The organism is Synergistaceae bacterium, from assembly GCA_017444345.1.
Taxonomy (GTDB): Bacteria; Synergistota; Synergistia; order Synergistales; family Aminobacteriaceae; genus JAFUXM01.
Genome location: JAFSWW010000045.1, coordinates 1 through 13,870 on the forward strand (window position 1 = coordinate 1; position 13,870 = coordinate 13,870).

Sequence of the window (13,870 nt, forward strand, 5' to 3'; positions counted from 1 at the left end):
AAATGCGTCAATTTTTCCGGCTGTAAGGGCTGCTGCTTCGTCGGCTCGGCTTGAGAAGTAGAAAATATTTGCGCTTGGAAGACGAGATTTTATTAATTCCGGGAAAATAGAACCTGTCAATGCTCCGATTCTTTTGCCGTCTAAGTCATCAAGATTTGCAATAAATTTATTATCGCCGGCTGAATCAGATTTCATGGCAACAATCACAAAATCGCCTTTATAGTTCGGCAGTGTGAAATTAACTTTTTCTGCGCGTTCAGGAGTGATAATTAATCCGCCTCCGCCCATGTCAAAGCGTCCTGAATCTATTCCGGCAAGGATACCGGCAAAATTCATAGTGAAAATTTCAAGGCCGTAACCTTTTTCTTTGCAAAATTTCGCGATAATCTCAATGTCATAGCCGACAGTTTTTCCATTGCTTACGTACGAAAACGGCGGGAAAATTCCGGTTTGAGCAAATTTTATAACGCCGTTCTTGGCCGGTAACTGCGAATAATCTTCATCAAGAGTCTTCTGCGATTTAGAATCTGTCAGCCATTTATCGCGCAAAATTTTTAGTGTGCCGTCATTATCGATCCTGCGCAAAAATTCATTTAACTCGTCAGCAAGTGCCTTACCTTTGGGAGTCTTTGCCGTACAAAACGCTAATTCAAAGCTGCTCAAAGGTTCGTTCAAATACGATAAATTATCATTCTCTGACGCAGCAATCATAGTATTTGCTTCAATTCTGCTATATACAAACGCGTCAATTTTATTTGCTAACAATGCAGCTATTTCATCGCTTGGACTGTCGAAATAAAAACGTTCAGAGGCCGGCAGAGTAGATTTTACTATTTCGGGAGTAATTGAACCTGTTATTACGCCGATTCGTTTTCCGTTGAAGTCAGAAATTTTTTGCGCTAATTTATTATCATCAGCTAAATTAGATTTCAGAGTCATTAAAACCGTACCGCTGTGATAAATAGGTTCTGTGAAATTTACTTGCTCTGAACGCTCAGGGGTGATAATTATTCCTCCGCCTGCAACGTCGCATTTTCCTGACATCACCGCCGGCAATATCCCGCCAAAATCCATTGTAATAACTTCAAGGCCGTAACCTTTTTCTTTGCAGAATTTGACGAGTATCTCAACTTCATAACCGACGATAATATTATCACGCAAATAAGTAAATGGCACACCGTGAGCAAATTGAGCAAATCTTATAACGCCGTTCTTAGCTGGTAATTGTGAATAATCTTCTAAAGGCTTCTGCGATTCGTCTGAGCTTCTGAACCATTTATCACGCAATTTTGAAAGAGTGCCGTTATTCTCCAGCTCTCTAATAAATTTGCTTAACTCTTCAGCAAGTGCAGCACCCTTTGAATTTTTCGCGGTACAGTAGGCCAAGTTGAAATGACTTAAACGAGTGTTCATATAGGAGAGATTATTATTTTCTGACATTAACGAAATTGCTTCCGGTTCACTGCACAAAAACGCGTCAATTTTTCCTGATACCAAAGCTGCAACCTCATCGGCCTTAGTGTTGAAGTAAAATAATTCAGCATCAGGCAGAACGGGCAATACTATTTCAGGATGAATCGAACCTGTTATGACTCCGATTCGTTTACCGTTAAAATCTTGCAGGTTAGTATAATATCCCGAATTATTTGCAGGAAGACTCGAACTAGAATCAGAAGGCTTTAACACCATCAATTTTGTAGCGCAATAATAATAAGGCACAGAAAAAATTAATGCCTCTTTGTGTTCGTCATCTATAGTAAGATTCGCGCTGAAATCTGCTTTATTTGATGTAATAGCTGCCGGGATTGCTTCATAATTCATGGTCAAAACATTTAAGCCGTAACCGTATAATTTGCAGAACTCATAAGCTAAATCGATTTCCATTCCTGCAATTTTCCCGTTAAGCACATAATTAAACGGGGGATATTCGCCTTCAGTAGCAAACGTTAGAGTCCCGTTAGTGCTTGGCAGAGACTCATAATCAACGGCGATTTTATTTCCAGACTCAGTAGTCCATTTTGCTGTGATAGAATTTAATCGGCCGTCAGCTTTGATTTCCTTCATGAAGTCATTAAATTTATCGCGCAAATCAGTTTTCGTGAAGGCAAACGATAACCCGTAAGTCTCTGTAATGTCTTCATCAAGGATCATGACGCTTTTATCTTCTTCTGCGATAAACTTTAAATTAGCTTCGTCTCCGGGAAATGAGTCTATTCTATGAGCTTTGAGTGCTGTCAGCAAATCAGTAAATGTATTATAGTAAAAAATTTTCGAGGCCGGCAAAATCTGCTTAATAATTTTATCCCACTCAGGATTACCGGTTTGAATGCCTATATTTTTCCCGTTTAAATACTTGATTGAATTATGGCTGTCAACTTTTTTCGGGCTGTCATCACGCACCATAACGCTAAAATCTGACGACATAATTATATCTGAGAAATCAATTTTTTCTGCGCGTTCAGAGGAAATCTGCAAATTTGCCGCAACAATATCTATATTGCCGGTTACAGCAGCTGCTACAACTCCCGCAAAATCATAATCTTTGAATACAACATCAGCACCAAGCCACGCCGCAAATCTTTTCACAAATTCTATATCATGACCCGTTAATTTATTGCCCTCATAAAAGCTGTAAGGTGGAATCATTCCGACAGTACCGACGACTAATTTAAATTTTGGGCTTGAAGTCGTATTTATTTCCGGCATTGTATAATTTGAGTCAAATACCCAGCGTTTATACATGTCTTCAAGTGTGCCGTCAGAGTTTAATATTGCGATGAACTCATTAATTTTTTTGCGCAGGTTCGGAATCTTTGACTTTCTCGATATTCCTACGGCGATTTTTATAGGCTCACCAACTGAACCGGGCAAGATTTTTACTCCTTCAAAACCGTTTTGTAACGCAAGAATCATAGTAATTCTATCATTTATATATGCGTCAATTTTTGAAGTCTTCACGGCCATAAAACCGTCAACACCGTCATAATATGCAAGTTTTGCACGTGGGAAATCGCGTTTAACTGCGTCGAATGCTGCCCCTTTGTCGCTGACTCCTAGTGTATATTTCGGGTCGTTGAGCTCATAAATTGAATTTACGGAAGCATAAATTTTATTTATCGGCAATAAAGCAAGCAACAATAACAACAATAAAATTTTTCTGTGCAAAATATAATCTCTCCTTCACGATAAAATAATTATATTTTACACTGTAAGCAGCAAGAAAAAACTACATATTTTTACGAATATATTGCAATCTCACTAAAAAATTTTTTGCACACCGAGTCAGAATAGGCCGCGTGGACATAAAATAAGCGTTCATACAAAATATAATCTCGCACCTACTGAAAATATATATCCGAAGCAGAGAATTATCAAAATTTTATCGTGCAAAATTATAGAAGTCGGGTCTCCGTCGCTGGCTGCATTCTCAACTAACATTAAGTAACGCAGACAAATAACTATCACAAACGGCACTGTCCATAATAAATTTATTCCTGCACGGGCTACAAAAGTTTTCTCGTCAGCACACATTAACGAATAAAATATTATTGACGATGTCAACATTATTTGCAGCGATTTATCAAGAAAGTTCGCCGAGTACCCTTTTAGACTCTTGCGCATTGATTTCCCGTACTGGATTAACTCATTTCTGCGCTTGCCGAATCCCATAAAAAACGATACTGAGATCATAGTCAATGACATCCAGTTTGATATCCCGCATTCAGTCAACGCCGCACCGTACCAGAGTCTTATAACATAGCACGACGATAACGCAGCAACATCAATCAACGGAAAATTTTTCAGATAAGCACTGTACAAAATATTTATAATTATATATATCAACGGCCATAAAATATATTTCGCCCTGAAACTTTCTGACCAAAGCAAAGCAATTATCGCGCATACAAGCAGGAAAATAATAAATTTCGCCTCACTGAACGAGACTTTACCCGACGCTATCGGCCGCGAAGATTTTAACGGGTGCTTACGGTCTGACTCGAAATCTTTTATATCGTTGAAAATGTATATAATCGACGCTGATAACGAAAATATAATAAATCCCTTCACATTAGCCGCTAAGATCTGCCAATTTTTTAGACTCAATGTCAACATAGCCGGCAAAAAAATTATTAGATTCTTGATGTAGTGCTTGACCCGCATTAAAGCAAAATATTTCATGATTCGCATATACCGTCCCGGCTGAAATTTTCGATAAAACTTTTTTGCGTTATTCCGGTCTCTTGATAGATTTCCTGCATGTTACATGATAAATCGCTGTCAACGTGATAAATTTGCTCGCTCGATATGGGGAGGCTTATATTTAATGACTCGAAAATTTTTAGCACGCTCAAGAACGGCCAAGCAGGAACATGCAATAATTTCACGCGCTTATTCATGCACGACGCAATTTTTTCGCACAAGTCATTATATGTCATAGCGTCAAATCCGCCTAACTCGATAATCCGGCCCGATGAGTTATTCAGAGTGTAATAATTTATGTATTCTGCGCACTCGTCGACGTGTATGGGCTGCTCTAACTTTTTCCCGTCCCCGAATACCGGAACAAATCCGAATTTGCGTATAAATTTTTCTATCATGTATAATCCGAACTTGCATTTACGGCCATATATAAGCGACGGACGAAATATTAAATAATTAAGCCCTGACTCGCGTATAATTTTCTCAGAGTCTAATTTGCTGCGTGCATAAGCTCCTAATTTCGGCAGATTTACATTTATTGAGCTCGTGAATATGATTCTATTAATATTATTGCGCTTACAGAATTTTATCGCTGACTCTGTAGCATTATAATTGATTGAATACGTAAGTTTTTCGCTCGTTTTGCCGTGTACCCCTGCGCTTGCTAGAACTATGCAAGAGTCTATGTTGTCAGCTATAGAAATTTCGTGAAGATTTCTAATATCGCCCTGTAAAATTTCAATCTTGGGACTTGATGAATTAATTTGCGATTTATGAGTCAAAATATAAATTTTCTCGACCTCAGGAGACTTTATAAATTTCTCAACGCACACAGAACCAAGAAAGCCCGTCCCGCCCGTGATAAATAATTTCATGACGTTCACCCCTAGAAGAAATTTCCGTATCGTCTCATTTGAGCAATAATCTTGAATATATTAATGACAGCACGCCATTTTTTACGCCATAAGAATCCTATTTCGCGCGCATCATTATAGAAGCAGGGAGTCGAGGCATTACAATTTTTCAAGGTACCGCAATATTTTTTCTGGCACTCCCTGAACGAGTCTAAATCTACGGGCAAATTCGGAAATTCTATACACGGTGCAATGTCGCCGGTTTCCTTCATTAAGAACGAATATTTTGCAGCGTCGCACTCGGGCATTTTTTCACCCTTGATATATTTTATGTGTTCTTCATATATTAATGAGGCAAGATAATTTTCTTTGCGGGCTTTCTTGAGCATGAACTCAAAAATTTCTAACACGTCGCCTTGTTCATATGTGAGACTCTCATCTTTGCGTCCTGCTGTACCGCTTACTGTTATATAAGGCCTTATTGCGTGCATAAAACCGCGTTCGTGAGCGAAATTCATAATATTAATTACGTCGTCGAGCTCGGTCATTTTCGTAACAGTTGTAGTTATTGACCAGTTGCCTTTATGTGAATGATATAAATTTTTTATTGCGTTGATGTTGCTTATGACTTTATTTAACGTGTCGACACCGCGCAGAACTGCATAACGTTCCGGAATCAATGAGTCAATGCTTATAGCTAAGTTGCAGGGACGTGAGGCAATTTTTTCGGCCAAGTCAGGATTTAATAATATCCCATTCGTAATTATTGTCGGTGCTATGCCGTGATTCAAGAAAATGTCAGTGATCTCTATAATATCGCGCCGGACCAATGGATCCCCGCCCTGAAGAAATACATAACCGACTCCGAATTTCTGTAATTTTGCTGCATGAGACTCGATTTCTGGTAAAGTCATATCGTGAGACTCTTTTTTCCAGATATTGCACATGGGGCAACGCTGATTACAAAGTTTAGTTACGTCAAAAATTGTTAATATCGGCTTACGTGTGATTAAATTTTTGAGGACTCTAAATTTCTGACACAATAGGGCGAATCATTCTAAATTATCAGCTATTATACATGAAAAAGTCCCTCCCATAATAAATTACAGGAAGGACGAAAAATTTTTACGCGCTAATTAATAATTTGCTGCGTTGATCTCAAAATATGCTTTCGGATGAGCGCAGGCCGGGCAGATTTCCGGAGCTTTTGTCCCGACAACGATATGTCCGCAATTTCTGCACTCCCAGACTTTAACTTCACTGCGTGCAAAAACTTCTTGAGCCTCTACATTTTTCAATAATGCTCTGTAGCGTTCCTCGTGGTGTTTCTCGATTGCTGCAACGAGTCTGAATTTTGCTGCAAGAGCTTTGAAGCCTTCTTCTTCTGCTGTCTTAGCAAAACCTTCGTACATGTCAGTCCATTCGTAATTTTCGCCGTCTGCTGCTGCTTTAAGGTTGGCTGCTGTGTCTCCGATTCCGTCAAGCTCCTTGAACCACATTTTAGCGTGTTCTTTCTCGTTGTCTGCTGTGTGCAAGAATAATGCTGCGATTTGCTCGTAGCCTTCTTTCTTAGCAACTGATGCAAAATAAGTGTACTTGTTGCGTGCCTGCGACTCACCTGCAAAAGCCGCCTGTAAATTTTTCTCTGTCTGAGTTCCCGCGTACTTGTTCGCCATTGTGATAAATGCCCCCTTCATAATTTATAAATTTACGCATATTATATCATTCTTCGAGCTGAGGCAGAATCGAATTATATTCACTCTCATACGCATGAGCCTTAGCAGTAGATTTCTTAATTTTTCCGACCTCGTTAGCTGCTTGATTGATTAATTCTACAGTTCCAGCACCGCCGACACAACCTCCGGGACAGCCCATGCCCTCAAGCAAATAACCGTTATATTTTCCTGCCTTAGCGAGCAATAACATTTTTCTGCAATTGTCGAGTCCTTCTGCGTATTCAACTTTCACGTCTAAATCCGGGTGAGTGTGCTTAATGCAATTAACTACAGCCGACGCAACCCCGCCGCTTACAGCAAATCCGCGACCGTCAGCACTTGCAGAGTTCGGAACAGGTTTAGACTCTAACTTGTCAAAATCTACTTCTTTAGCTTCAAACATTCCGAGAACTTCTTCGAACGTTAAGACAAAATCAACATCACTGCGAATCGTTCTGCGGCTTGCTTCTAATTTTTTTGCTGCACAAGGGCCGATAAACGCGACTTTACAGCCTGGGTGCTCCTTCTTTATTAATCGTCCGGTCAAGACCATAGGAGTCAAAGCCATGCTTATACATTCTGCAAACTGGGGAAATTCTTTCTTTGCCATTACCGACCACGCAGGACAGCACGACGTACCCATAAACGGTAATTTTTTCTCTTCGACGACTTCATTTACAAAATCTTCAGCTTCTTGCAACGTACATAAATCCGCACCGATTGCAACCTCGACTAAATCACGAAATCCGAGAGCTTTAAACGCTGCACGCATTTTTTCGGGAGTTAAATTTTTTCCGAACTGGCCGGCCACAGCAGGAGCTATCGCAGCATAAACGGGAGTATCACTTCTTATAGCTTGTATGCATTGAAAGATTTGCGCCTTGTCAGCTATGGCACCGAACGGACAATTTGCGAGACACATTCCGCATGACACGCATTTTTCTTGATCTATATCTGCACGGCCGTATTCATCGGATCTAATTGCTTTCATTCCGCAGGCTTTAGCGCATGGGCGTTCCATTCGTAAAATTGCGCCGTATTGACAAACGTTCATACATCTACCGCATTTCACACACTTTGAGTCGTCGATATGTGCTTGACCGTTTGCGAAATAAATTGCTTCTTTCGGGCATACATGACTGCACGGGCGGGCGAGACAGCCTTGACACTGATTAGTGATTACTACTTTATTATCAGGGCATGAATGACACGCAAATTTTATAATATTTATTAACGGCGGCTGATAATATTTTTCGGGGTGAACGCATTCTTCAGCACCGAGTGAGACGGGCGCATGTTCGGCAGCAGATCTTTTCGGGAGTCCCATAGCGAGTCTCATACGTTCTTCAATGATTGCACGCTCAAGAAAAACGCTGTCCCGATAGCGCGAGACTTCACCGGGGATGATTCTATATGGTATTAATTCCATTTCGGACAAATCGCCCTCTTTGTAGTTGTAAGAAAGTTTTGCGACCTCCGTAAAAATTGCGCGCCTAATATCATTTATTGATGTGTGAATACCTCTCATTCCCATTTTGTAAGAGCCTCCTTAATTTTAACTTTTCTCCCGCAGCGAGTCATAATCGTCTATGTAATAAATAATAAAAAACGTTATCGCGAAAAAATTTTTATTCTGATATTATAATTTATACTTCAAATTTTAACAGAACGGAGCTGAACGAAATTATGCACTTCATGTGAGCTAGATATTTATTTGCACGTGATGCAGTGATATTTTGTTCGGGCTGTCTGTTAAGTCAGATAAGTATACATTAATAATTTCACGCGAAAATTTATAATTTAACGGAGGTATTAATTTATTATGGGATTCTTGAAGCGTTATCCTATACCTATAGCAGGTCTTATATTGGGTTTATTTGCGCTTGGAAATTTGATTCAGTCATATAATGCAAATGCAAGACTCGTACTCGGTGTGATTGCGTTAATTCTTTATGTGCCTTACCTGCTGAAAATTTTAGTTCTCAACGTAAAATTATCAGAACCGCTTGATAATCCTGTTGCAGCGAGTGTCTTCCCGACATTTACAATGGCGACAATGTTATTAGCTGCGTACGTTAAGCCTTATTGCCCTGAATGCGCAAATATAATCTGGTATGCGGGAGTAATTTTTCATGCGCTGTTAATAGTTTGGTTCTCGTTTAAATTCGTATTCAGAAATTTTGCGATAAAAAAAGTTTTCCCGTCATGGTTTATTGTCTATGTTGGGATTGCAGTAGCGAGTGTTTCTGAACCAGTAACAGGAAGATTAGACATCGGCCAATATGCTTTTTGGTTTGGGCTGGTAACTTATATTTTATTGCTGATTATAGTATGCAAAAGAGTTTTTCTCGTGGGTGAAATTCCTGCGCCTGCTATGCCGACGACTGTAATATTTGCTGCTCCTGCGTCATTATTGCTTGCGGGCTATATGGTTTCATTTCCTGAAAAAATTTCGTGGCTTGTTTATGCGTTATTAGCGTGCTCGATTTTTTTCTGGGTTGTAGGAATTATTTATTTGCTGAAAACTTTTAGTGTTAAATTTATTCCGAGTCATTCGGCGTTTACGTTCCCGCTAGTAATAAGTGCATTGGCCGTGAAATTATCGGCAGGATTCACAAAATTTGCGTGGCAAGGGACTCTAGCTGATGTTCAGACGGTTATAGCTGCTGTAGTTGTGTTATGGGTACTTGTGCGCTATGTGATGTTTATATTTGCGAAGGATTAAAATTTTTGCAGATTATTGCTCGCGATAAAAATTGTGCGATATAGCAAATGCACTTGAATATCTGGTGAAAGAATAAATTTTTTCGGGGTTATAGCAGGTGTAAGCGCATTAATTTATTTGCAAGTGATATAAAAATTTTTGCAGATTATTGCTTGTGATAAAAATTGTGTGATAAGGCAGATGCACTTGAATATCGGTGAAAGAATAAATTTTTTCGGGGTTATAGCAGGTGTAAGAGCATTAATTTATTTGCAAGTGATATAAAAATTTTTGCAGATTATTGCTCGCGATAAAAATTGTGTGATAAAAAATTTTCTGCGAGCCATAAAGCATTATCAACGCAGAGAAATTTTAAAGTTTTTGCATTAGTAAAAGTATTAGTAAAAATTTTATTTTCTGTGAGATTGAATCTTGTGAGAAGTATTTAATTATTATAGCAGGATTCTCGAAACTTACGCGTTTATTTTATCGGCGCGAAGTAAATAAATAAAACTTTTTGAGAGGAGTCATAAACTATGACAAAAGAAGAGTACATCAAATCAATTCGCGAAACCGCAGAAGAATATTTCAGAAGCGGGACTTATTTCTGTTCTGAAGCAGTGTTGCAGACAATTAATGACGCTCTCGGCCAGCCCTTCACTGAAGAAATCGTAAAAATGGCCTCAAGTTTCCCGATCGGACTCGGTAAAGCTCAGTGTTTGTGCGGTGCAGTGTCAGGCGGAGAAATGGCGCTTGGAATCGTTTACGGCAGAACAAAAGGCCAGCCCATGAATCCCAAAATGTTTGAGGTCGCAAAAGGTCTTCACGACTTTGTGAAAGAAAAATACGGCGCAACATGCTGCAGAGTCATGACTCGTCAGTGGGCCGGAGATAATTTCATGTCCCCCGAAAGAAAAGCTCATTGCATTGAGATAACCGGCGTTGTTGCAGAATGGGTAGCAAAGACTCTTATTGAAGACGGAAAATTGCAGGTTCCGGCAGCATAAGAGAAAGGGATTAAAAATTTTTGTTTATGGCCGGTGAGTCTTTCCCGGTCATTTTTTGTGTATAATACTCGCATGAACAATGAAAATATTGCAATCACAAGAGCAGCATTAATACTCAACGCAATAAAAGCACCGTTTGAATCATTTATCAGGTTGTGCGAAAAATTTAATCCTGATGAGTTATTCAAGTGTGAAGAAAGTTTTTTGCGCGAACTTGGCTTGCGTCAAAGCGTCCAGAACAGATTATCAAGCATTCTCGCAAAACATGACTGGGCTGATAAAGAATTTGCAAAGGTTCAGGCATTCAACGCAAAATTTATTCACGCGCTCGACATAAATTATCCCGCAAAATTACGTGAATTGAGCAAACCTCCCATAGGCTTATATGTGAAAGGCTCTGCAAATATTTCTTTGCCGTCAGTAGCTATAGCAGGGACTCGCAAATGCAGCGAATACGGAAAAATTACGACTTTCAATCTTGCGCGGGCATTAGCTTTGTCAAGAATAACTGTCATCAGCGGAGGCGCAAAAGGAATCGACTCGGCTGCTCATCGGGGGTGCTTGTCGGAAAAAGGCACAACAATTGCAGTGTTCGGAACTGGAGTCGATAAAATTTATCCGACAGAAAATAAAGATTTATTCACGCAAATTATCGAGAATAACGGCGCATTAATCAGCGAATATCCTATGGGATCGGGCGGCGAGTCTTGGCGTTTTCCCGAACGTAATAGAATAATAGCAGCTCTTGCAGGACGAGTCATAATCACTGAGTCGCCACAAAACGGCGGTGCAATGCTTACAGCTCGTTACGCTCAAGAATTAAGGCGCGAGTTATGGGCAGTTCCCGGACGCATAAATGATGAAACTTTCAAAGGCTCGAACTCTCTATTAAACGAAGGAACCGGCGCAATTATCAGCATTGAAGAATTTATTAATCAAATCGCAGCAAATTCACAGGTAAATATAAATTTTGACTCGCAGGACTCAAGCAATAATTCAGCGCTCTCACTGTCATTATCAGATGACGAAAAAATTATTTATGCGTTAATTCAGGGCAAGAATAATATCACTCTCGACGAAATATTAATCAGCAGCGGACTTGATTTAATTGACATTCAGACGGCATTAATAGAACTTGAGGCCGATAATTTAATCACAAGCAATGCGGGCAGATACTCGGCAGTAATTTAACGCTTCATAAATGCCCGGAAAAATTTATTTAGTGCTTGACACCTAATGACGCTGTAGCCTCAAGAATTTCGTAACGTTCCATTTGTAAGTGTTTCTCCATTTTTAGGGCTTCTTCGATGGGAGTCTCGACGATTCCTCCCTCACGTGTGCAAATAACGCTTCCCGAACGTCCTTCAGCAAATGCCTTTACAGCGTAATAACCCATTCGAGTCGCTGTTTCTCTGTCCCGTCCTGTGGGTGCGCCGCCTCGTTGAATATGTCCTAAAACAGTAACACGCGGATCCATGCCGAGAGAATCTTTTATGCGTTGTGCTATTTCTATTGCGCTGCCGGCACCTTCTGCTACGACGATCATAAAATGTGTAATGCCTGAGAGTCTTGCGTTCTGGATTCTTTCGACGACATCGACTTGAAAATCTATTTCGCGTTCAGGAACTAACACGCACGTTGCATCGACCGCGAGTCCGACATAAAGCGCGAGAAATCCTGCGTGCCTTCCCATTACTTCAACGACGGAACATCTTTCATGAGACTGCATTGTGTCGCGTAATTTGTCAATGCAATCAATAGCAGTGTTGCAGGCCGAGTCAAAACCTATTGTGTAATTTGTGCAGCCTATATCGTTATCAATTGTCGCAGGAATCCCCATGACAGGAACTCCAAGCCGTGAAAGTTCGAGAGCGCCTCTAAATGTCCCGTCGCCGCCTACAGCAACAACGCCGTCAAGACCCAACATTTTGCACGTTGCTACAGCTTTTTCGCGGCCTTTTTCCGTCATAAATTCTTCGCTTCGTGCGGTGTATAAAATTGTTCCGCCTCTTCCGACTGTATGACGCACGACATCAGCTGTAATTGGAATAAAATCGCCGTTGATTAAACCTTGCCAGCCTCGTCTAATTCCGATACATTCAATGCCGAAAAAATTTGCAGTCCTTGATACAGCGCGTATAACTGCATTCATTCCGGGTGCGTCTCCTCCGCTTGTGAGGACTCCTATACGTTTTATTTTCTTGTCCGACATAAAATTAATAGCTCCTTCCATGAAGTAAATATCGTGTGTGAATTATATAATACGTAATAAAACCTGAACGAGCAAGAAAAATTTTTATGATTCAGACTACCAAATAAGGCCTATTTTTACAACTGCTACAGAATACATCTGCGTTTTCTATGCTAATTTCGCACTAAACTATATATTTTTTCAGTACGGGAATATGATTCAAGACTCCTGATATAGCAAACGAAATTATAAACACGAAAATTACTGTTGCCGGAATAGAAATTATCGGGTTGCACATTTTCGCGCTAATTCCTATGTTACTTGCGAACGTAAGAATCATATCATGCACTAGGTAAGCTCCGAAACTATATTTTGACAGAGTCATTATAACTCTTGAAGGCCGGTTAAAATTTTTCTTGAAGAATACGAATACTGCCATGCTAACACATAAAACATTAACGCTCAAGGGTTTGTAAAATTCTGAATGCGCCTTGTTAATTATTAATGATGCAGCAGTCGACATCAGCACAGCCCCGAAAAATCCTAATATACCGGCAATATATATTTTCCGCGCGGTTTGGGGAGAAATTTCAATATTGTTCAGAAAATGTCCCAGCAAAAAATAACCTACGTAACCAGACGCAAACGTAATCGAAAATCTATTTATGAAACTTTCTACAGCATTCGAGAAGCCAATTCTAATAAGTCTAATAGAAGCTATACCCTGCGGAATTATGAACGCAAATATTAATGACAATACAAGAAAATATACACTCGCAAATTTTGAATCCGCTATTTTCTTCACGACCGGCACTATAATATATAATCCAATCAACATGTACAAGAACCATAAATGATAATGCCCGAAAATAAATTCTTCTATTATCCAGCGTAATTTTGCGCCTTTCATATATCCGTATAACACGTAAATGAATGACCAGAAGTACAAAGCTATAAATATCCTCAAAATATTTTTGCCGTAAAGCCTCTTTAACGGAATATCACGGCCAAGAAATAAAGCACCGCTTATCATTACAAATACAGGAACAGCCCAGCGCACTAAAGCATTATAAAAATTTGTCGCATTCCACTCGAATGTATGTATATCGATAAAAAATATTCTCCCGCACGAATGTATGCCAATTACTGCGAGGACTCCTACAACGCGCAAAAAGTCAAAGTAATAGACTCTCTGCTCT

General features: G+C 39.8%; 11 protein-coding genes. 3 read left to right on the forward strand and 8 right to left on the reverse strand.

The features are described 5' to 3' along the window. The 6 genes from IJS99_02790 to IJS99_02815 form a co-directional block, all read right to left on the reverse strand. Positions 1–3,165, reverse strand: a 3,165-nt coding sequence (locus tag IJS99_02790) for a transporter substrate-binding domain-containing protein (protein ID MBQ7560750.1), incomplete at its 3' end; no start/stop codon positions are given. 150 nt (positions 3,166–3,315) lie between these two features. Next, entirely contained in the window at positions 3,316–4,179 is an 864-nt protein-coding gene (locus IJS99_02795) for a UbiA prenyltransferase family protein (protein ID MBQ7560751.1), read from the reverse strand. Next, positions 4,176–5,075 (reverse strand): NAD-dependent epimerase/dehydratase family protein, encoded by a 900-nt coding sequence (locus tag IJS99_02800; protein MBQ7560752.1) that lies wholly within the window; start codon positions 5,073–5,075, stop codon positions 4,176–4,178. The genes IJS99_02795 and IJS99_02800 overlap by 4 nt, the downstream gene beginning before the upstream one ends. Before the next feature lie 11 nt (positions 5,076–5,086). Then, positions 5,087–6,001, reverse strand: a complete 915-nt coding sequence (locus tag IJS99_02805) for a radical SAM protein (GenBank protein MBQ7560753.1) — start codon at positions 5,999–6,001, stop codon at positions 5,087–5,089. A gap of 189 nt (positions 6,002–6,190) precedes the next feature. Continuing rightward, a complete protein-coding gene (locus tag IJS99_02810) occupies positions 6,191–6,730 on the reverse strand; it encodes a rubrerythrin family protein (protein ID MBQ7560754.1) in 540 nt (179 codons plus the stop codon). Positions 6,731–6,776: 46 nt separating this feature from the next. Continuing rightward, on the reverse strand, positions 6,777–8,303 hold the full coding sequence (locus IJS99_02815; GenBank protein MBQ7560755.1) for a 4Fe-4S dicluster domain-containing protein: 1,527 nt from the start codon (positions 8,301–8,303) through the stop codon (positions 6,777–6,779). A 288-nt stretch (positions 8,304–8,591) separates the two neighbouring features. Here IJS99_02815 and IJS99_02820 point away from each other — a divergent pair, with 288 nt between their 5' ends. From IJS99_02820 to dprA, 3 genes are all read left to right on the forward strand, one after another. Then, positions 8,592–9,494, forward strand: a complete 903-nt coding sequence (locus tag IJS99_02820; protein MBQ7560756.1) for a TDT family transporter — start codon at positions 8,592–8,594, stop codon at positions 9,492–9,494. A 515-nt stretch (positions 9,495–10,009) separates the two neighbouring features. After that, a complete protein-coding gene (locus IJS99_02825; protein MBQ7560757.1) occupies positions 10,010–10,480 on the forward strand; it encodes a C_GCAxxG_C_C family protein in 471 nt (156 codons plus the stop codon). A gap of 72 nt (positions 10,481–10,552) precedes the next feature. Beyond that, on the forward strand, positions 10,553–11,671 hold the full coding sequence (gene dprA, locus IJS99_02830) for a DNA-processing protein DprA (GenBank protein ID MBQ7560758.1): 1,119 nt from the start codon (positions 10,553–10,555) through the stop codon (positions 11,669–11,671). 28 nt (positions 11,672–11,699) lie between these two features. Here dprA and IJS99_02835 read toward each other — a convergent pair whose 3' ends face one another. Beyond that, positions 11,700–12,692 (reverse strand): 6-phosphofructokinase, encoded by a 993-nt coding sequence (locus tag IJS99_02835; protein ID MBQ7560759.1) that lies wholly within the window; start codon positions 12,690–12,692, stop codon positions 11,700–11,702. Between the two features lie 163 nt (positions 12,693–12,855). Then, on the reverse strand, positions 12,856–13,870 hold a 1,015-nt coding region (locus tag IJS99_02840), incomplete at its 5' end, for an acyltransferase family protein (protein ID MBQ7560760.1).

Excerpts from the sequence above, each read along its gene's own strand:
- IJS99_02795 (MBQ7560751.1), bottom strand. The coding sequence starts at position 4,179 with ATGAAATATTTTGCTTTAATGCGGGTCAAGCACTACATCAAGAATCTA.
- IJS99_02800 (MBQ7560752.1), bottom strand. The coding sequence starts at position 5,075 with ATGAAATTATTTATCACGGGCGGGACGGGCTTTCTTGGTTCTGTGTGC.
- IJS99_02805 (MBQ7560753.1), bottom strand. The coding sequence starts at position 6,001 with ATGTGCAATATCTGGAAAAAAGAGTCTCACGATATGACTTTACCAGAA.
- IJS99_02810 (MBQ7560754.1), bottom strand. The coding sequence starts at position 6,730 with ATGGCGAACAAGTACGCGGGAACTCAGACAGAGAAAAATTTACAGGCG.
- IJS99_02815 (MBQ7560755.1), bottom strand. The coding sequence starts at position 8,303 with ATGGGAATGAGAGGTATTCACACATCAATAAATGATATTAGGCGCGCA.
- IJS99_02820 (MBQ7560756.1), top strand. The coding sequence starts at position 8,592 with ATGGGATTCTTGAAGCGTTATCCTATACCTATAGCAGGTCTTATATTG.
- IJS99_02825 (MBQ7560757.1), top strand. The coding sequence starts at position 10,010 with ATGACAAAAGAAGAGTACATCAAATCAATTCGCGAAACCGCAGAAGAA.
- dprA (MBQ7560758.1), top strand. The coding sequence starts at position 10,553 with ATGAACAATGAAAATATTGCAATCACAAGAGCAGCATTAATACTCAAC.
- IJS99_02835 (MBQ7560759.1), bottom strand. The coding sequence starts at position 12,692 with ATGTCGGACAAGAAAATAAAACGTATAGGAGTCCTCACAAGCGGAGGA.